This window comes from Streptomyces sp. NPDC023723, from assembly GCF_040639815.1.
In the GTDB taxonomy this organism is placed as follows: Bacteria; Actinomycetota; Actinomycetes; order Streptomycetales; family Streptomycetaceae; genus Streptomyces.
On the sequence record NZ_JBFAAP010000053.1, the window covers coordinates 1 to 18,103 of the forward strand.

Sequence of the window (18,103 nt, forward strand, 5' to 3'; positions counted from 1 at the left end):
CTACGAACGCAAGCCCGAACACTTCCTCGCCTTCACCGCCATCGCCGCGACCCTCATATGCCACCGCAGACTCACCAAATGAAATGACGTCTAAGAGGCCGTTGACTTGCCGGGGCTGGCATTGAGCGAGCGAGACCTGCCTATTCCGCCGGTTCCGACAGCTGGGCTTACCAGCAAGGGCCATGAAATACGCTCCTTACGAGAGTTGGGTCAGCGGAAGCGGGAGAACGTGATGCGGGGGTCGACTGGCTGAGCCGCCGCAGTGGGGGAGGCGGGGGCCGGTGCTTTGCCCGGGAGGCCGGCTCGGGTCGGGCTGGTGGCGAGCGCGGTGGCGCTGAGCGGAGATGGGCGGGCAGAACCCTGGCCGCGTTCAGGCGATGCGATCGTTGTGGCGGCAGGCCGGGGGCGCGCGGCGACGTCCTGGGCGAGGCGGGGTTGCACTGCGACCAGGGCACCGGACCGGTGCAGCGACTGTGTGGTGTCGGCGACCCTTCCCAGGGCCTCGTCCCGGTCGGTGGTGGCGGGCAGCGTGTAGATGTCCAGGCTTGGGTTGTGCCGCCAGCCGTGGGCGGTCAGGGCGAGTTCGGTGAGCCGGGAGGCACGGTCGTCGATGGCCGCGACGATGCCGAGCTGCGGATGCTCGGCGAAGGCGACATCGGGTTCACTGAGCGGGACCCGGTCGCGGACGGGCGCCTCATCGGAAGCAGGCGCGGGCCCGAACGCGATGTCGACGTCGACTCGGTAGCCGGACTGGCGCAGCAGCGCGACTGCTCGGGCCGTACGGCCCGGTCCGTCACGTTCCTGATCGGCCAGTGCGTACAGGTCCGGTTGGTTCGGAACGGGGTGGAAGTCGAAGCCCTGCAGCATCCACGTGCTGGCTGCGAGGTTCTTGGGGTTCGCGGCGACGATGCCGTGGACGGGGTGGTGGCCGAAGGCGAGATCGGGCAACGCGTCGTCGTGGTGGCTGGGCATGGTGGATCCATCCGGGGTGGGCTCGGTCGCAGTGATGGTCGGGGGCCGAGTCGCTTCTGCCGGTGCGGTACAACGGAGGTCTCCATGGGGGTGGTTGGTCAGCGACCGGGGGCGGGCGAGGGGCGCGTGGACGGCGGCGCGGTGCGCGCGGACGGGTCCGTCGGCGGGCGGATCGGGACCGTGCGCTGTCCGAGTGACGGCGAGGGTGCGAGAGCAGCGCTGATCCGTGGGGAGGCGGAGACCGACGGGGCGGTCCGGCTCGCCTGTGCCCCGGCCTTATCGGGGTGGGTGGTGTGGCGGTCGGCCAGGTCATCGCGTATCGCCCGTAGCTCGATGGCGTAGGAGTCCAGGTTTGCGGCGATGAGGCGCAGGCGGTCCGCGTAGCGGTGATCGGCGGTGTCACCGAGCCCCTCCCCCCAGTCGGCCGTGGTGTCCAGGACCTCGACGACCCGCCGGAGGACGCCGTCGCCGGGGGCGGTCAGTGCGCTCAGCGAGGCGACGACCTCGCTCGTGTGTGTCGCCCCCAGGACGGACTCGGCCAGGCGCCCGAGACGGTCACCGAGGCTCACCTCGTGGCTCCGGCCGAGACGATAGCTGGGGACCAGGAGGGCGGGGTCGGCGGCGAGGTGGAAGCCCTCGGCCTGCAGCATGCTGAAGGCCCGCGTCACCATCAGTTGCTGCTCGGCCGGATCGGTCAGGGCGGAGGGCAGGCGGTAGTAGTGCTCCCCGCCGAACGCCACAGCGGGAACGAAGCCGGCGCGGTAGAGCACCGCTCCGGCGGCTTGCTCCCCGGCGGATCGTTTCTGCCCGGCTCGCGCAGGCACGCCGAGTCGGTCCAGGCGTGCGTCTATGGCGGCGAGCAGATGCGGGACGCTGCCGCCGTACTGGGCGTGAGGACCGTCGGGGTCCGAGTCGTAGATCACTTCGTGCACCGCGGGCTCGGCGGACCGGTGGCGGGTCACCGTCCAGCTCTCGGGGGAGTCGGGGTGCTCGGAGGGCAGTTCCTGCGGTGGCGAGATGATCAGCGAACTGCCGTCGGGAAGCTCGGCGTGGACGATGTAGTCGCTGAGGCCGTACTCGACGGTGCACTCCAGGCCGCGCTGGCGGAGGCGAGCAGTGAGGTGGCCATAGCGGCGGTCCTGTCCGGAAGCGTGGTTCACGCGCGGGAAGGACGATCCGCTGATCCGGGCGACGGCGCGTGATCCTTCGTACTCGAAGGTGACGAGGGCGTTGTCGGGGTGCATGGACTTTCTCCGTTGCCGGACGCCCCGGGCCGGCGGCGTGAGCCGCAGGCGTGCGGGGCTGGAGGGGGCGGTGTTCCATGAGGATCTGGCCATCGGCGGGTTTGGTGCTGCCGCGACTTAGTGCTAAGAGCGTCAACGGGAACGACCTGGGGCCGGCGGATTCGGCGTCGTAGGCGCGGGGGGCGCAGCGGGCAGGTCGCCGCGGGCGTCGGGAGCGGACCGGGTGAGGGCCACCCGCGCACGTTCGGTCAGCGAAGGCTGTTCAGCATCCGCCCGGTTGGCCAGGTACTCGGCGGCCCGGACGAGCGCCGGTCCCTGGTAGGACAGCTCGTGGGCGTAATGCCAGCCCTCGGTGTTGCGGGTCTCCTCCGCGCGCTTCTGATAGAGCTTGCGTGAGCCCGGTTGCGAGGCGTCCATCAGGGCCATGACCTGATCCCACTCGTGCCGGAGCTGACCTGCTCGTTCGAGGGTGGTGTCGATTCCGCGCAGCCGACGGAGGTCGTCGCTGATCGGCCCCTCGACGTAGTCGGAACCGTTGGCAGCGGCGCGTACCCCGGCCAGCACCTCGGGGCCGTGGTCAAGGAAGACCTCGGTGTGCGCCCATGCCTCGGCATCACGCTTGACCTGGCCGTCCGCGTAGGCGTCCTCGTCGAGAGGCCAGCCGTTCACGTCGCACAGCGAGTCCGAGACCGCGTCCCAGGCGTCCGACGCCTGGTTGATGCCGACGGCAGCGGAGGCCAAAGCCGGGAGGTGCTGGCGCCACGCCAGGTGATCGGGGTTCGCCGACGGCCGGTCCTCGGCCGGTTCGGGGGAAGTGGGAGACGTAGTCATGATCGATCCTTGTTCTTGTGCTGATGTCACCGTGAGTACGGCAGTGAGTGAGCGGGGGCCGGCAGCGGAGGAGCGGACTCGGGCGGCGGGCCGACGGGGGCCTTTCGTGCCGAGGCGGCCGGGTAGGTACGAGCCGCCACTGCCGCTCGATGCGCCCGGAGTTCGTGGCCGATGCCCTCCCGCACGAGGTGCAGCTCCTCACCGAGATCGGCCAGGCGCTCGGCGAGCACGTCCAGTTCGGCGGCGCTGCCGCGGACACTGTGGGTGCGACACCACTCGGAGGCGGTTTCGAGCGCCTGGTGCAACCGGGCCACTGTGCCGAAGTCGCCCGTGATGGCCGTGGAGAACAGCTCCTCGAATTTCTCGGGCCGGGCGGCGGCGAGACGGTCGCACCCGCCGGCGGCCGGTGCGTCGGCGCGGGAGCGCGCGGCTGGGCTGATGACGTTTCCGGTCGCTCGGTAGTCCGCCTGCGACAGGGTCGAAGACAACGGATAACTCCCGGAGGCATAAGGGTGGTTGAGCTAGGCCGACATGCGGGCGTCGGTGTCGAACAGTTCACGTTCGGTCGGGTGCAGGATGTGCTGGGTGATGAAGGAGCGGCCGGCGACTTTCCACAGGCCGCGGCCCTTGGTCAGGGCGGACACCGCCTGGGTTTCGACGCCGGTCAGGCCGAGCAGGGATGCGGCGGCGGCGAGCTGGTCGGGTTCCTGGCGGTAGATGATGCGGGTGGAGCAGTCGGCCAGGAGTCCCTCGGCCAGCACCCGTCCGCGTGAGCCGGCGTCACCCGCCGAGAGCAGGTCCGACAGCCGGTGGATGACCATGAGGTTCGCGATGCCGAGACCGCGGCTGAGCTTCCACTGTGACTGCATGCGTTCGAGCAGGCCGACATGGCGCATCAGGCGCCAGGCTTCGTCGTAGATCACCCAGCGTCGGCCGCCGTCGGGGTCGGCGAGGGCGGACTCCATCCACGCGCTCGCGCAGGTCATCGCGAGGACCAGCGCGGTGTCGTCGCCGGAGCCGCCGAGGCGGGAGAGGTCGATGGACAGCATCGGCGTGGTCGGGTCGAAGGCCACGGTGGACGGGGCGTCGAACATGCCGCTGAGGTCGCCGTGCACCAGGCGGCGCAGGGCGTGCGCGAGGTCCTGAGCGGCGGATCCGAGGTGCCCGGCCTGATGGCCGAGGGCCCGGTCGAGGCGCTCGGACGAGCCGAGGACCTGGGCGATCTCGCCGAGCAGAGGCACCGTGCCACGGGCGGCTGCCTCGGCGACGACCAGGTCGAGGGCCAGGTCCAGGGCGGTGTGCTCCATCGGCATCAGGTCGCGCTTGAGTACGGTGCGGGCCAGGCCGGCCAGGAGCAGCAGGCGGCGCTTTCGGACCTCGGTGGTCCAGTCGTCCTGGCTGACGGATGCGGGCCGGGCCGGGGCGTCCAGCGGGTTGAGCCTGCCGGGCAGCCCTGGGCCCAGCGCGATGCTGTAGCCACCGAGAGCTTGAGCGACGGATGTCCACTCGCCCTTGGGGTCGCAGGGGATGTAGATCCGGTAGCCGTGGGCGATCGACCGGGTGGCGATGGACTTGGCGAGCGCCGACTTGCCCATGCCGATGATTCCGGCGAGGACCGCGTTGGGGTTGGTGAAGCCCTCGATCCGGCCGCTGTTGTACAGCGAGAAGGGGTCGAAGCAGAAGGCTGCTTCGGCGTGGACGTCCCGGCCGATGAAGACGCCTTCCGCCCCCAGGCCGCCCTCGGCCACGAAGGGGTAGGCACCCGAAGCGGTGGCGGTGGTCATCCGGTGGGCGGGCAGCTTGAGCTTGCCGCCCCGGGCCGAGGCCGGACCGGGACGGCCGGCCGCCGGGTAGGCCGGCCGCAGTTGCGGGTCGACGGTTGCTTCGGCTCGGTGCTTGGGCGGTGTTCCGGCGAGGCGGGCCTGGCGGCGGGCCTCGGCGAAACCCGCTCGGGCGGCCCGCTGCTCGGCACGCGACGCCTTGCGGGGGACGAACACGGGGGAGGCGGTGGCGCGGGTACGGGACATGAACGGTTCTCCAGGCAGGGGTGGGTCAGCGACGGACGAGGCCGGTGAACGGCGCGTGCAGGTCCGCCGGGGTCGTGCGGCGACGCACCAGATGGGCGGTGCGCTGATGGCGCTGGCAAATGGTCAGCTCCGGCGCCCCTTCGGGCAGGCCGATCCGGCACGCCTCGGGTTCCGGCACCTCGCCGGAGTCCGGCCGGGGGGCGGCGTGGTAGGCGGCGTGGACCTGGTCGGCGGCCTGCCAGATCCGGGTGCGCGCGGTGCGGAGCCGGTCGCCCTCGGCCGGCACGAGCCGGCCGGTGCGGGCGGCATGGGCGTCGAGCAGCCCGTACAGCGAAACGAGGTGGGCGTGCAGGGCGTCCAGCTCGGCGCGGGTGGTGACGAGCGGGCCACCGGGGAGGTTGATCGCGCGGTGGAAGTCCAGCGCGGCGGTGGCGAAGGGCACGAAGTCCTGCGCGGTCGGGCTGGCAGTGCGGGACATGGGAGTGCTCTTTCGAAGGGGGCTCAAGCGGGGAGCGCGAGCGGCACGGCGGCGGCGGTGAACGCTTCGGCCTGCTGCCAGGTCAGCGGACGGAGATCGAGCTGGGCGCCGACGGCGGCGGTCTCCACGACCGCGCAGGCGGTGCTGAGTTCGTCCTCGGAGTCGGCCGAGACGGTCAGCAGCCCGGTCAGGGCGACATCGGCGTGGCCCGCGATGAGCTGGCGCTCACGGGATTTGATGTCCTGGTACTCGATCGAGTCCGCCTCGGAGTCGACCTGGCCGCGCCGGGCCCGCTCGGCGGCATCGGCGATCACGCTGGCCTTCTTGCGCTGGACGTCGCGCAGGGCGGCGTCCAGTCCCTTCGGCTCGTACGAGAGTGACAGGGTGCGCCGGACCCCGCCGGTGAACAGGAGCTGGTGCAGGAAGCCCGCGCTGGTTTCGGTCCGGGGCCAGTTCTCCACCCAGTACGTGGCGTGGACAGCCGAGTCGGTCGCGATGTGGTCCGCCTTCTCGACGACCACGACGGGGCCGGCGGCGGCGGGCTCGGCCTCGGGACGGCCGGCGGTGGACCACCGGTCCAGCGTCGCCAGGGCCTTGGGGTCGTAGGCGGTGCGCACGACGGCGGCGATCTCGCGGGCGGTGAGCCAGCCGGCGGGGTTGAGACCGGCGGTCCGCGCGGCCTGGTCGAAGGTGGAGGTCAGCTGCGCCAGCACGCTGAAGGACCCGGTCAGGCCGCCGCCGGCCTGGTTGATCAGGCGCCTCGCCGCCTTGGTGTCCAGTGCCACCGCGACATACGCCTCGTGCGGGGCCGCCGCCGGGCCCGCGCTCTGGATCAGCTCGCTGTAGATCGCGCCGGCCGTGGGGGCATCTGGCCGGCCGTGCTCTTCCCAGTAGCGGCGCAGCGCGTCACCGGAGTCCGGGACGGTGCGCTCGATGACCTGGATGCGGGCGATCTGCCCGGTGCGGGCGAGCGCGGCCAGTGCGCGTCCCCAGCCGCCCACGTTGGCCTGCTGGGTGCCCGGGTCGAGCAGCGCGTAGGCGCGGGAGGAGACCTTGACCACGGCGGTCAGCGTGCCGTTGTGGGGATCGTGGACCGCACCGTACCGGCTGTCGGGGGCAGTGACCACACGCAGACTGGCCGCGGTGCCGGGAAGGTGAAGGAGTCCTTCGCGGGTCGGTCGGCGGGAGGGCCGGGTGAGCCAGATGAGCTGGCCGCGCATCCGGCGCAGGACGTACCGGGTGACGATCGGCGCCCAGTCCGCCAGGGCACGGCCCCGGTGACGGACGAAGACGAGAAGGGCGATGACGGCCCACAGCGGGATGAGCTGCAGAGCGCCGACCGCACCGCGGGTGAGAACCACGGCGAGAAGGAGCAGACCGGCGAGGCCGGCGACGATCAGTTGCGGGGCGGTCAGACCGAGCAGGATGCCGCGCCTGCTGCGGTGGGGGAACTTCACGGTGGCCGTGGGGGCCTGGTGCTTGCCGGACATGGTGGTTCCAGTCGGTGGGAGCGGACGGAGGATGGGGCGCGCGACGTTCTTCTGGCAGGCATGGCAGGGCCTTTCTGTTGGTCGGGCGGGATGGGGGCGGGCCGTGGAGTACGGCCCGCCCCTGGTTGTGGCGGGTCAGGAATCCGACGGCGGCTGAGCGGGGTACACCCACTTCGCCGGCGTCTCAGCACCGGCGGCCGAAGGCACCGGGCCGACCGGCGGCACCGAGGCCACGCTGCCGCCCACCCCCGCCACACCGGCGGGATGACCGGAGCTACTGGTGACGCCCTGGACGGTCGTATCCGAACCTTCCGTTTCATCCTCGTCGGGACGCGTGATGAGCGGCGGGATGCCGGGGCGCTGGATCAGGGCCCGGCCCTTGTCGCCGGTGGCGTTGGAGTCCTCGCCGTAACGGAAGCGGGTCTGTGGTGCGGGCGTACCGGCGTCGATACCCTCCTTGCTTAGGTTGCCGCCGGAGGGGGTGATGCCGGAGGCGACACCGTCGGTGCCCGCACCGGGGACCTGGCTGGGACCCTGCGGGGCGGGTGTCCTGGTGCCGGCCTGCATTGCCAGGCTGCCCGCAGTCTTCGCCGCCCCGGCGGCGACCGCCAGGCCGGCGACGCCGGTGCGGTGCAGGTCGTCGTGACCGCCACCGTCGCTGGCCCAGTGCACGAACTTGTATGTCGCATACGGGCACAGCAGGACCAGGACCATGACGACGATGCCGGCCATCGCGTCGGACAGGGCCGACATGCCGTCGCTGGCGTCACTCTTGCCCATGGCGGAGACACCGATCAGGAAGACCACGGTCATCAGCAGCTTGGAGACCACCAGGGTGGCGGTGGCCTCGATCCAGCCGCGCCGCCACCGCTTGGCGACCTCCCAGCCGCCTCCGGCCCCGGCGAACACGGCGAGGGCGACCATGACCAGGACACCGACTTTGCGGGCGACCATGACGCCCCAGTACAGGAAGGCGCCGAGCGCGCAGCCCACGGCGACCAGGGCCGGGACGGTCCAGCCCAGGCCGTACATCATCCCCAGCTGGTTGACCTTCACCACGCGGCGGATCGCGTCGTCGATGGAGGTGTTCGCCGCTTGGAAGAGGCCGTCGGACAGGGCGTCGACCACGGTGATGGCGACGGTGGTGAAGGCGATGGCGCAGAAGCTGAACAGGACACCGGTCATGGTGCCGATCGCGGCCTGGGCCAGGGCACGCTCGTCGCGCCGCCAGGCGGCGGACATGAGCTGGATGCAGAAAGTGCCGACGGTCAGCGCGAGCCCGATGGGCAGCAGCAGCTCGTAGTTGTCCCGGAACCATCCGGCGTTGAGGTCGATGGCGGTCGTCGCGTTGACGGCCTTGGCGGCGAGATCTGCCGCGCTGGCGGCGAGTTCGCCCGCCGACTTTGCGATCCACGCGCCGATGCCGTCGGTGACGGTGCCGGCGGGGTTGGTGGCGAAGTCGACGGCGCCGCACACCTTGTCCATCAGGGGAAGGTCGCAGACTGCCATGGTGGTACCTCCTTCCTTATGTGAGGGGTCAGGGGGAGACGGACGGCATGACGCCGACCAGGGCGCAGGGATGGTCGGGCCGGCACTGGACGGCGAGGGTGGTGGTGCGGCTCTCCGCACCGCCGGCGGGCGAGCCCTTCCAGGCGATCGACTGCTTGCCGGAGACCGTGACGGCGTAGACGTACGCCTGAGTGATCGCGCCGGGGTCTTCCTGAAGGGCCTGGGTGAACGCGTCCGGGAAGTGCCCCTCGTTCACCTTGGCGGTGGCGAACTGACCGTTGGCGGCCATCTCCTTCCACAGCACGGCCGAAGGGACGACCTCCTCGACCGAGTCCGCATCGGCATACTTCGCCTCCGTGGTCAGCCACCCGCGCAGAGCCTGCCGCAGCTCGGTCCGCGAGTACGCGCGGGTGTCGTACGACCACAGCGCCGCTGCAGCCGCCTTCCCGAACGTGATCGGATCGCTGGTCTTCGGCGGGACCGGCAGGGCACGAGAACCGGTGTGCGGCGCGGCTGACCCGGACGGCGACGCGGACGGGGAAACAACCGAGGGCGAAGTCGAGGGGGAAGCGGGGGTATCGGAGGCCCGTCCGCCGCGGGTGAGGTAGGCGGCCAGGCCGGCCACGGAGACGAGCACCACCAGGACGACGGTGCCGAGCAACGCCCGGCGGCGCACGCGAGATGCGCCGCCGGAGTTCGAGGAGTGTGACGGCATCAGTGGACCTGCGAACCCAGCGTGCTGAAGAACGCCACCGTGCCGTTCGCCGCGCCGATCAGAAGGGCCGCGCCGGCACTCACCAGCACGCCCTTCTTCCCGTTGGCCTCCGCCTGGTGACCGCCCGAATGGTGGCCCCAGGCCCACACACCCGCACTGACGGCGAGGGCGCCGACCACGGCGACGAGGCCGAACAGATTGATCGAGCCCATCACCTGCTTGAGGACGGACAGACCCGGCAAACCACCCTCGTTCGGCTTGATCCCGGGATCGTAGGCGAGCTGGATGACCTGGTCAGTTAGATACATTACGCACTCCAGTTCGATTAAGCGCACGCCAAAGTCCGCTGAGGCGAAGCGGCGATGCGTGGAAAAGGGGAGAAGGGCGAAGCGCCGGTCAGACGACTCGGCGGGCCGCGAGAATCTGTGATTTCCAGGACGCGAGGGTCGTGATGCGGACCACGTCACCGGTGTGCGGGGCGTGCACGATCAGGCCCTGCCCGATGAACATGCCGACGTGCTCGGGCACGGCGGCCGTCCCCTCCGTGAAGAGCAGGTCACCCGGCTCAAGGGCGTCGATTGAAACCGCCTTGCCCTCCTGGACCTGCGTGTACGTCGTCCGCGTCAGCGTGACCCCGCTGGCCTTGTATGCCTGCTGCATCAAGGACGAGCAGTCGCACCGGCCCATCGCGGCCGTACCGTGGGAGTCCGTGCAGGTCCCGCCCCACTGGTACGGCGTGCCGAGCTGGCCGAGCGCCCACCGGATCGCCGTCCGCACCTTCGCGGGAGCGTCGGCCGGGATCTCGTACTCGTCCGGCACCGCGCCGGCCGGGATGGTGCCGAAGTCGGTCCCGTCCCCGTCCGCCGAACAGCCGCCCGCGGTACTGAGCGACGCCTCCTCGGTGCCGGACGAGCCGGACGATGAAGGACTCGGCGACCCGTCGTCGGTCTTCGACAGCAGCGGCTCGATGGCCTTCTGCAGGGCGGTGGCCAACGGCTCCCACTTCGCGTATGCCTCGGGGTACCCCGACTTCTGCACAGCCTGGGCGGCCTGGGTGATGGACAGCGACTGCCAGCCCGAAACCTTCTGAAGCCCTTCGTAGAACTTGGTCGAGGCGTGCACAGGGTCGAGGATCTGTTCCGCCGTTCCCCAGCCCTGCGAGGGCCGCTGCTGGAACAGGCCCAGACTGTCGCGGTCGCCGTAGGTCAGGTTCCGCAGGCCACTCTCCTGCAGGGCAGTCGCCAGGGCCACGACCTGCCCCCGGGCAGGGACGTTCATCGCGACGCCGGTGGCCTGGATCGTCTTGGCGTTGGGCACCTGCTCGGCCGGGTCGCCGAGGCCCGGCACGGAGACCGAGCCCGTGTCGCCGCCGTCCAGGATGGCCTCCACCTGGGTGGCGACGGCGGCGGCATCCACAGCCTGTGTGCCGCCGGCCGAGCAGGAGGCCGAGGCGGTTCCGGCCCCGATGGCGAGAACCGGAACGGCCAGCAGCAGCGGACCGGACGCGCACAGACCCAGGAGGGCTCCGGTGGTCTTCTTCATCGTCGCCGCCGTCCACCGAGGCGGCGGCGCTCGCCCGGTGACGGCGGAGGATCAGGGCGCGGATGTATCAGGGCGTGCTGCATCGCAGCGGCTCCTCGGCGTTCGTAGGAGACGCGGTGCCGACTTCTCGTGCAAAGCCGTCGGCACCGCGCTGATGTGCATCCGCCGCTCGGGCGGGCCCGGGTCACGGGAGTCGGTAGCTCCCGGACGCCGGTTTCAGGTCACGCGCGGCAGCCGGCCGCGCTCGTAATCTCAGGCAGTACAACGGACCTCCAGAAGGCGCTCGCAGACGCATGGGGCAACGTGCTCCCACTACTGCTCGATTGGACGAGGCAGCGCGGATAAGCACAGATCAACGGGGGTGGGAGAGGGGCCCCGCCCGGTGACACGGCGAGACAGTAGACCGGGATTCCGGCCGCACCAAACGTCTTCCGGAACCGGACTCGTAGCGCGGTCCACCTCGTTAGGACCGGCCGGAGATCACCGCTAACCTCCGGCACAACCCCGCCCCAGACGCACACCGTTGAGTGCTGTCCGGAGCGGGCCCAGACCCCGCTGTGCCCTGAAAGAGGCCCTACCCATGAGCTACACGCTGCACCGAGGCGACGCCCTCACCGTGCTGAAGTCCCTCCCGGACGAGAGCGTCAACGCCGTGATCACCGACCCCCCGTACAACTCCGGCGGACGCACCAGCGCGGACCGCACCGGCCGCACCGCGCGAGCCAAGTACGTCACCAGCAACTCGGCCCACGACCTCGCCAACTTCCCCGGCGAGAACCGCGACCAGCGCTCCTACCGCTCCTGGCTCACCGAACTGCTCACCGAGGCGTACCGGGCGGCCACCGAGCATTCGGTCGCCATGGTCTTCACCGACTGGCGCCAGGAGCCGACCACCACGGATGCCCTGCAGATGGCGGGCTGGACGTGGTCAGGGACGATTCCCTGGATCAAGCCGGCGAGCCGGCCCCGGAAGGGCGGGCCGAAGCAGGATGCCGAGTTCATCGTCTGGGGCGTGAAGGGCTCCCTCGACCACACCCGCGACCTCTACCTGCCTGGCCACTACATCGCCTCCCAGCCCCGCAAGGGCCGCGTCCACATCACCCAGAAGCCGGTCGAGATCATGCAGCAGCTCGTCCAGGTCTGCCCCGAAGACGGCGTCGTCCTCGACCCGTTCACCGGCAGCGGCTCCACGGGCATCGCGGCACTGCGGGAGGGACGTAGTTTTGTGGGCGTCGAGCTGTCCTCCCACTACGCCGACGTGGCCGAGCAGCGGCTCCGCGCCGAGCTGACGCAGGACGACTTCGACCTGGCCGGGCCGGAGGCATGACCATGAGAGCGGAACACCCGGGGCCTGCGGGACGCAGATGCCGATGGGCGGCTGGCGCATCGAGTAACCGATGCACCAGCCGCCCTCCTCGTTGCGTCAGGCCGCCTTGAACGTCCGCCGGATCAACGGCGCCGCCGTCTCCAGGTCGGCCGCCGAGGTAAGCCGCACCTCCAGGTCCCCGGTCCCCAGGTGCCCGATATTGCGCATGTCCCGAGTGAAGCCCTCCACCAGCTCGACCGAATCCGGGTCGAGTCTGAGATAGACCAGGATCGCCTTGTGCTTCGGACGGAAGAGCACCGACGCCACGTTCACCAACCGCCGGTAGGCGATGTAGTGCCGCAGCGGAGCAACCTCGACTTCGCCCCACGCCGTGAGAACGTCGTCCAGCTCCGCGTACAGGTCCCGCAGGCACTCCGGGACAAGACCGACACCCACCAGTGAAGGAGTCACTGGTGCCGCCGGCGCGCTGCTGACGGTCGTGTCCCGCCGCCGTCTCCGCCGAGACGTAGCGGCGGTTGGGAAGCTGGGCGAGGAGTCGACGAGGGTCAGGCTCAGCAGGCCGCCCTCGAAGAGGCGGTAGCGCACCAGGTCGATCGACTCGGGCAGCCGCTGCACGGCCACGCGATCGTGGTGAGAGAAGCCGTCCGCGATGCAGACCATCCGCGGACGACGCCAGTCGATCGACTCGGCGGCCTCCGCGCCCAGCACCTTGCGCACGAGCGCCTCGAACTCGTGGTGTGCCGACTCCAACCAGGAGAGATACGAGACCGCTTGCGACAGCATGCCGCTGTCGGAGCCCTTCTTGAACTCGACATTACCGACCGCAGGAGCCCGGATACCGGCTCTGAACTGCGATGATTCGTAGACTACATGTCCGTGACGCTGAGCGCACCGGCCGGTGTCGTTCAGTGGGTCGGGCACCAAAAAATCCGGAATTTGAGCAGGCGGGCACCGTGGTCGCCGCAGCCTCCGGGTAGGACGTTCGTGGTCAGCGGGGCCGTGGGGCGAGTTCGAGGGCGGTGAGCCAGCGGTCGAGTGCGTCGACGGCGTCCTCGTCGACCGCGCCGCTGATCCATGCCTGCGCCCGTTCCCAGGCGGGCTGGGCGTCCGCCAGTGCCTGGTGGCCGGCGTCGGTCACGACGACACGGGTCGTTCGCCCGGTCGCCGAGGTCTCTGCGGCACGGACGTAACCGAGTTGGGCGAGCAGGTCGAGGTTCCGGCTGATCGTGGAGCGTTCGATGCCGAGCCAGCCGGCGATCTCCGACGGGCGGACGGGCTCGCCGGAGACGGCCATCTCGGAGAGCACTTCGACCTGCGGCAGAGTGAGTCCCGACTCCCGCAACTCCGCCTCGAAGCGCCGCGAGACGAGCCGTTGCAACCGCGCGATGCGCCTGCCGAGACACCGGTCAGCCATCCACAGAGCCTGCCGTCGTACCTCTTCCGATCCCTGGTGTTGCATATGCACCTCCTCGTATGTAGTGTAGCCGACACGCTCACTGTTGCAGATACACCACATGGAGGAATCGTGTCGGACTTCGACGAGTTCTTGAAGCGCAACCAGGCTTTCGCGGCGAACGTCGACCTCGCCCGGCTGGCGATGCCGGAATCGATGCCGGAGCGGCTGCCGCTGGTACTGGTCTGTGCCGATCCGCGAGTCGAGCCGGCGGGCTTCCTCGGGCTCGGACCCGGGGAAGCGGGAGTGCTGCGGAACACGGGCGGACGCGTAGACGGCCGGGTGACCGAGGACATCGCATATCTGGCGGTGCGGCTCGGGGTCAGGATGGACGTCGCGATCGTGCATCACACGCAGTGCGGCACCGGTCTGCTCGCCGACCCGGCGTTCCGCCACTCCTTCGCAGAGCGCACCGGAGGCGACGACACCGTGCTCGCCGAGCGTGCGGTCACGGACCCGGCCGCGACCGTGCAGCGCGACGTCGAGAAGCTCCTCGGCGACCCACTGATGACCAGCGAGGTCCTCGCGTCCGTGTCGGGATACGTGCTGCGGCTGGAGACCGGGCTCGTCGAGACCGTCGTCGAACACGTCGTTGAGACCGCCGCCGAACCCGTTGCGCCGGCCAGCAGGTAGCCGAGCGGGAGGCGAGCGCCGACGGGTCAGTCGAGGATCGTCGCCGCCTGCCAGGCGCCTGGGCGCAGGCCCGTCGCCTTCAGGAACAAGAGGGAGAAGTTCGACGGGTCCGGGAACCTGAGTTCGCTCGCACATCGCGCCGCGGTGACGCGTTCGTGGGCCAGCAGGCGCTTCGCCTCGAGCACGATCCGTTCCACGATGTACGCCTTCGCGGTACGCCCGGTGACCTGCTGCACTGCCCGGTTCAGGGTGCGCGGGGCGAACCCGAGCGTCGCGGCGTAGTAACCGGCGTCGTGGTGGGTCCGGAAATGCGCCTCGACGCTCGCGCGGAACAGCTGGAACGTCGGGTTCGCCGAGCGCGCCTCGGAATGTGGGGGCTCGAGGCGGGTGATCAGTGCGGACAGCAGGATCTCGGGCAGCTCCGTCGACGGGTCCTCGGCCAGGGCTGCCGCCTCGAGGACAAGGTGCCTGCGTGCCGCGTCGGCAAACGGCCAGGACTCGGCGGGCACCGGCCACCGGGCGGCGAGATCGGGAGAGGCGACCAGCTCACGCGTGCGGTGCGTCACCGGCGCGGTCGGGACGAAGAGCACCAGGTGCCCCGCGACGCGGTTGATGTCGTCCCAGCGGTGCACCGCGCCGGGCGGGATCCACACCGCGGTCCGCGCCGAGAGCGGGTGGGAGACGAAGTCGACCGTGACCGTGCCCTCCCCTTCGTCGACGAGAGCGAGGACGTGGAAATCGGCTCGTTGCGTGCCGCGGTCATTGATGTCCCGGAGCCGTTGGAACGTCATTACCTCGACCCTCGAGGCCCCGCGCTCGGCGGGCTGATAGGTCATGTGCCGGATCGTTGCCACGAGTCCAGTTTTCACCATCGGCCGTCCAGTCGTGCCGATGTCTCGTTCCGCGCCCGGCGGTCCAATGGAACCACGGCAGAACCAGCCGCAAAGCGAGACCGAAGGATCCCCGCATGACCAGCACACAGCACCTTTCCCTGCCCGCATACGACCACCGTAGAGGCACGGGTCCGACCCTGGTCTTCCTGCATTACTGGGGCGGCTCCGCCCGCACCTGGGACCTGGTCGTGGACCGTCTGCCGGGCCGCGACACGCTCGCGGTCGACTTCCGCGGGTGGAGTCGTTCGAACACGCTCCCTGGGCCCTACACGCTCCGCCAACTCGCCGATGACACCGTCGCCGTCCTCGCCGACGCCGGAATCGACGACTACGTCCTCGTCGGGCACTCCATGGGCGGCAAGGTGGCGCAACTCGTCGCTGCGACGCGACCCGCCGGTCTGCGGGGGGTAGTCCTCGTCGGATCCGGACCGGCCAGGCCGGCCGCGGAGATCACCGCCGAGTACCGCGAGTTCCTCTCCCACGCCTACGACACCGAAGAGTCCGTCGCCGGCGCGAGGGATACCGTCCTGACCGCCACCGACCTGCCGGCACGGGTCAAGGCCCAGATCGGCGCGGACTCCCGGGCCGGCGCCGAGGCGGCGCGCACGGAATGGCCGCTGCGCGGCATCGCCGAGGACATCACCGAACACGCCCGCATGATCAGCGTCCCAGCCCTCGTCATCGCCGGCGAGCACGACCGCGTCGAACCCGTCGACGTGCTGCGCCGCAACCTCCTTCCCTACCTCTCCGGAGCGCAGTTCGCGGTGATCGCACACACCGGCCACCTCATCCCGCTCGAAGCCCCCGACGAACTCGTCGACGCGATCACAGCGTTCGCACCGTCCGCCTGACCGGCAATCTGCCCCAAAACGTTCCGCACCAGAGAAGTTGCGCTTCGCGCAGCGGCCACCGTTCCATCCGACAAGAAAGCAGGGCACGACATGACCGACACGACCACCACCATGGCCACGACCGATGCCAAACCCACCATCGTCCTCGTCCATGGCGCCTTCGCGGACGCGTCCGGCTACAGCGGACTGATCTCCGGCCTCGAAGCCGACGGCTTCACCGTCGTCGCTCCGCCGAACCCGCTGCGCGCTCTCGCGTCCGACGCCGCCTCGATCCGGACCCGCGTCGCGGCCGTCGACGGCCCCGTCGTGCTCGTCGGCCACTCCTACGCCGGCGCCGTCATCAGCCACGCCGCCGTCGGCCTCGACAACGTGATCGGGCTGGTCTACCTGGCCGCTTTCGGCCTCGATGTCGGCGAGAGCTGCCTCAGCGCACAGGACGGGTACGCGCCGTCGCTGCTCGCCACCGAGAACGCGCCGACCCCGTATGACGCCCCCGGCGCCCCGGGCGGGCCCGACCTCTACATCAACCCCGGCCGGTTCCGCGAGGTGTTCTGCGGTGACTCCTCCGACGAGCTGGCCCGCGCGATGTACGCGACGCAGCGGCCGCTGTCCGCATTCGCGTTCACCGAGGCCGCCACCGTCCGGGGATGGGACCGGAAGCCGACCTGGTACCTCGTCTCCAACGACGACAACGCCATCCCGCCTCAGCTGCAGCGGGACATGGCCGACCGGATGCACGCACACACCGAGGACATCGACGCCTCCCACACGGCCTTCGTCTCACATCCAAAGCGCGTCGCGGACTTCGTCGAGCGCGCCACCAAGGACTTCACAAAGCGCGTCTGACCCGCCGGGGGGGCCGCGCACGCCCCCCTTCATCCCCTCCAGCAAACCGCACAACTCCACCAGCCGCACCGACGGCAACCGCACATCCCTGGCAGGGCGATCCGCCGTCGCTCCACGTGCCGTGCGCAGCACCTCCAAGACCCGGCACGCGTCAGCGCGTCGCCGAGACACCGAACCAATCGTCCCCGTACCGGGGCATCCGGACGAAAGACACACATCATGACCTCAGATGCAGGCTTGTCCGTCTTCGAGCAGCTCGACCTGCCCGACACGAGCCTCGCCCGGGACACCTATGCCTATCTGGACCGGATCTCGCCCGCATTCGTTCTCCATCACAGCGTCCGTAGCTATGTTTTCGCTCGCGCTCATGCTCAGAACCAGGGTCTGCGCGCCGGTAGCGACTACGACGACGAGTTGCTGTTCCTCAGCTGTGTTCTGCACGACATCGGCCTGACCGAGGAGGGCAACGGCGACCAGCGCTTCGAAGTCGACGGCGCTGACGCCGCAGCGGCATTCCTGCGCGAGCACGGCGTCGAGGAACGGCGTATCGCCATCGCCTGGGACGCCATCGCCCTGCACACCTCGGACGGCATCGCCGCGCGGAAGGGCACGGAGGTCGCGCTGGCCCAGGCCGGTATCGGCACCGACATCCTCGGAGTCCAGCGTGAGAGTCTGCCATCCGGCCTCGCCGACGATGTGCACGTCCTGCTCCCGCGCCTGGACCTGGCCTACGCGCTCAGCGACGCCATCCTCACCCAGGCCACGGCCAAGCCGCACAAGGCATCCCCGATCACCTTCCCGGGCGAGCTGCTGCGCCGTCACCTGCCGTATGGCGCCTATCCCTCCTGGTACGACCTACTGGCCTCGGCCGGCTGGGGCGACAAGCCGGTCGGTCTCACCGCCCGGCGCCGCGCTGAGACGCCTCAGCAGGTGGGGACCTTGTTCATGGAGTACCTGGAGACAGGGGACGTCGAGGGTCTGGTGTCGCTCTACGAGCCGAACGCCCACTTCGTTCCTGCCCCCGGGACTCACTTGACGGGCACCGACGCCATCCGCGCGGCCATGCAGCAGATGGTCGACAGCCAATCCCACCTCAACCTCGAACTGCGAGACATCCGACAGGTTGACGACATCGCCCTGGTGTCGAACAACGCCACACTCACCGGAGCCGGACCGGTACCGGTGATCTCCACCACCACCGAGATCCTCCGACGTCAGCCGGACGGCGGCTGGGCCCACGTCGTGGACGACCCGTTCTTCAGCTGACTACATCGGGGGGCTGCGCCCAGACG

General features: G+C 70.2%; 19 protein-coding genes. 5 read left to right on the plus strand and 14 right to left on the minus strand.

All coding sequences use genetic code 11. From position 1 onward, the window contains the following. Positions 1–210: 210 nt before the first annotated feature. The 11 genes from AB0G32_RS33340 to AB0G32_RS33390 all read right to left on the minus strand — a co-directional run bounded on the left by AB0G32_RS33340 (position 211) and on the right by AB0G32_RS33390 (position 10,808). Positions 211–972, minus strand: coding sequence for a hypothetical protein (locus AB0G32_RS33340; protein ID WP_361172057.1), 762 nt, complete (start codon positions 970–972; stop codon positions 211–213). Between the two features lie 98 nt (positions 973–1,070). Next, complete coding sequence (locus AB0G32_RS33345; RefSeq protein ID WP_361172060.1) at positions 1,071–2,216, minus strand: hypothetical protein; 1,146 nt, start codon at positions 2,214–2,216, stop codon at positions 1,071–1,073. 132 nt (positions 2,217–2,348) lie between these two features. Further along, entirely contained in the window at positions 2,349–2,984 is a 636-nt protein-coding gene (locus AB0G32_RS33350; RefSeq protein WP_361172159.1) for a hypothetical protein, read from the minus strand. Between the two features lie 89 nt (positions 2,985–3,073). Further along, positions 3,074–3,535 (minus strand): hypothetical protein, encoded by a 462-nt coding sequence (locus AB0G32_RS33355; protein WP_361172064.1) that lies wholly within the window; start codon positions 3,533–3,535, stop codon positions 3,074–3,076. Positions 3,536–3,568: 33 nt separating this feature from the next. Further along, entirely contained in the window at positions 3,569–5,074 is a 1,506-nt protein-coding gene (locus AB0G32_RS33360) for an ATP-binding protein (RefSeq protein ID WP_361172067.1), read from the minus strand. A 25-nt stretch (positions 5,075–5,099) separates the two neighbouring features. After that, on the minus strand, positions 5,100–5,552 hold the full coding sequence (locus tag AB0G32_RS33365; RefSeq protein ID WP_361172070.1) for a DUF6238 family protein: 453 nt from the start codon (positions 5,550–5,552) through the stop codon (positions 5,100–5,102). A gap of 23 nt (positions 5,553–5,575) precedes the next feature. Continuing rightward, positions 5,576–7,042, minus strand: a complete 1,467-nt coding sequence (locus AB0G32_RS33370; RefSeq protein WP_361172073.1) for an SCO6880 family protein — start codon at positions 7,040–7,042, stop codon at positions 5,576–5,578. A gap of 135 nt (positions 7,043–7,177) precedes the next feature. Beyond that, positions 7,178–8,551 carry an ATP-binding protein gene (locus AB0G32_RS33375; RefSeq protein WP_361172076.1) on the minus strand — a complete coding sequence of 458 codons (1,374 nt, stop codon included), beginning with the start codon at positions 8,549–8,551 and terminating at the stop codon, positions 7,178–7,180. Positions 8,552–8,579: 28 nt separating this feature from the next. Next, complete coding sequence (locus AB0G32_RS33380; protein WP_361172079.1) at positions 8,580–9,266, minus strand: hypothetical protein; 687 nt, start codon at positions 9,264–9,266, stop codon at positions 8,580–8,582. Continuing rightward, positions 9,266–9,574, minus strand: a complete 309-nt coding sequence (locus AB0G32_RS33385) for a DUF6112 family protein (RefSeq protein ID WP_361172161.1) — start codon at positions 9,572–9,574, stop codon at positions 9,266–9,268. Before AB0G32_RS33385 ends, AB0G32_RS33380 begins: the two co-directional genes overlap by 1 nt. Positions 9,575–9,662: 88 nt before the next feature. Beyond that, positions 9,663–10,808 carry an NlpC/P60 family protein gene (locus tag AB0G32_RS33390; RefSeq protein WP_361172082.1) on the minus strand — a complete coding sequence of 382 codons (1,146 nt, stop codon included), beginning with the start codon at positions 10,806–10,808 and terminating at the stop codon, positions 9,663–9,665. Positions 10,809–11,388: 580 nt separating this feature from the next. Between AB0G32_RS33390 and AB0G32_RS33395 the strand changes: the two genes are divergently transcribed. Then, entirely contained in the window at positions 11,389–12,135 is a 747-nt protein-coding gene (locus tag AB0G32_RS33395) for a site-specific DNA-methyltransferase (protein WP_361172085.1), read from the plus strand. A gap of 96 nt (positions 12,136–12,231) precedes the next feature. On the opposite strand, the gene AB0G32_RS33400 is transcribed toward AB0G32_RS33395, so the two are convergent. Then, a complete protein-coding gene (locus tag AB0G32_RS33400) occupies positions 12,232–13,056 on the minus strand; it encodes a DUF5655 domain-containing protein (RefSeq protein WP_361172088.1) in 825 nt (274 codons plus the stop codon). Between the two features lie 67 nt (positions 13,057–13,123). Next, positions 13,124–13,549: a MarR family winged helix-turn-helix transcriptional regulator gene (locus AB0G32_RS33405; RefSeq protein ID WP_361172091.1), complete on the minus strand. Its 426-nt coding sequence runs from the start codon at positions 13,547–13,549 to the stop codon at positions 13,124–13,126. A gap of 111 nt (positions 13,550–13,660) precedes the next feature. Here AB0G32_RS33405 and AB0G32_RS33410 point away from each other — a divergent pair, with 111 nt between their 5' ends. Beyond that, positions 13,661–14,221 (plus strand): carbonic anhydrase, encoded by a 561-nt coding sequence (locus tag AB0G32_RS33410; RefSeq protein WP_253827921.1) that lies wholly within the window; start codon positions 13,661–13,663, stop codon positions 14,219–14,221. Positions 14,222–14,247: 26 nt separating this feature from the next. Here AB0G32_RS33410 and AB0G32_RS33415 read toward each other — a convergent pair whose 3' ends face one another. Continuing rightward, positions 14,248–15,057, minus strand: coding sequence for a helix-turn-helix transcriptional regulator (locus AB0G32_RS33415; protein ID WP_361172095.1), 810 nt, complete (start codon positions 15,055–15,057; stop codon positions 14,248–14,250). Between the two features lie 131 nt (positions 15,058–15,188). Here AB0G32_RS33415 and AB0G32_RS33420 point away from each other — a divergent pair, with 131 nt between their 5' ends. From AB0G32_RS33420 to AB0G32_RS33430, 3 genes are all read left to right on the plus strand, one after another. Then, positions 15,189–15,965 (plus strand): alpha/beta hydrolase, encoded by a 777-nt coding sequence (locus AB0G32_RS33420; RefSeq protein WP_361172098.1) that lies wholly within the window; start codon positions 15,189–15,191, stop codon positions 15,963–15,965. A gap of 90 nt (positions 15,966–16,055) precedes the next feature. Beyond that, complete coding sequence (locus AB0G32_RS33425) at positions 16,056–16,811, plus strand: alpha/beta hydrolase (protein WP_361172101.1); 756 nt, start codon at positions 16,056–16,058, stop codon at positions 16,809–16,811. Between the two features lie 237 nt (positions 16,812–17,048). Then, on the plus strand, positions 17,049–18,077 hold the full coding sequence (locus AB0G32_RS33430; protein WP_361172104.1) for a nuclear transport factor 2 family protein: 1,029 nt from the start codon (positions 17,049–17,051) through the stop codon (positions 18,075–18,077). Positions 18,078–18,103: the final 26 nt, after the last annotated feature.

Excerpts from the sequence above, each read along its gene's own strand:
- AB0G32_RS33340 (WP_361172057.1), bottom strand. The coding sequence starts at position 972 with ATGCCCAGCCACCACGACGACGCGTTGCCCGATCTCGCCTTCGGCCAC.
- AB0G32_RS33345 (WP_361172060.1), bottom strand. The coding sequence starts at position 2,216 with ATGCACCCCGACAACGCCCTCGTCACCTTCGAGTACGAAGGATCACGC.
- AB0G32_RS33360 (WP_361172067.1), bottom strand. The coding sequence starts at position 5,074 with ATGTCCCGTACCCGCGCCACCGCCTCCCCCGTGTTCGTCCCCCGCAAG.
- AB0G32_RS33365 (WP_361172070.1), bottom strand. The coding sequence starts at position 5,552 with ATGTCCCGCACTGCCAGCCCGACCGCGCAGGACTTCGTGCCCTTCGCC.
- AB0G32_RS33370 (WP_361172073.1), bottom strand. The coding sequence starts at position 7,042 with ATGTCCGGCAAGCACCAGGCCCCCACGGCCACCGTGAAGTTCCCCCAC.
- AB0G32_RS33375 (WP_361172076.1), bottom strand. The coding sequence starts at position 8,551 with ATGGCAGTCTGCGACCTTCCCCTGATGGACAAGGTGTGCGGCGCCGTC.
- AB0G32_RS33380 (WP_361172079.1), bottom strand. The coding sequence starts at position 9,266 with ATGCCGTCACACTCCTCGAACTCCGGCGGCGCATCTCGCGTGCGCCGC.
- AB0G32_RS33385 (WP_361172161.1), bottom strand. The coding sequence starts at position 9,574 with ATGTATCTAACTGACCAGGTCATCCAGCTCGCCTACGATCCCGGGATC.
- AB0G32_RS33390 (WP_361172082.1), bottom strand. The coding sequence starts at position 10,808 with ATGAAGAAGACCACCGGAGCCCTCCTGGGTCTGTGCGCGTCCGGTCCG.
- AB0G32_RS33395 (WP_361172085.1), top strand. The coding sequence starts at position 11,389 with ATGAGCTACACGCTGCACCGAGGCGACGCCCTCACCGTGCTGAAGTCC.
- AB0G32_RS33405 (WP_361172091.1), bottom strand. The coding sequence starts at position 13,549 with ATGGCTGACCGGTGTCTCGGCAGGCGCATCGCGCGGTTGCAACGGCTC.
- AB0G32_RS33415 (WP_361172095.1), bottom strand. The coding sequence starts at position 15,057 with ATGACCTATCAGCCCGCCGAGCGCGGGGCCTCGAGGGTCGAGGTAATG.
- AB0G32_RS33420 (WP_361172098.1), top strand. The coding sequence starts at position 15,189 with ATGACCAGCACACAGCACCTTTCCCTGCCCGCATACGACCACCGTAGA.
- AB0G32_RS33425 (WP_361172101.1), top strand. The coding sequence starts at position 16,056 with ATGACCGACACGACCACCACCATGGCCACGACCGATGCCAAACCCACC.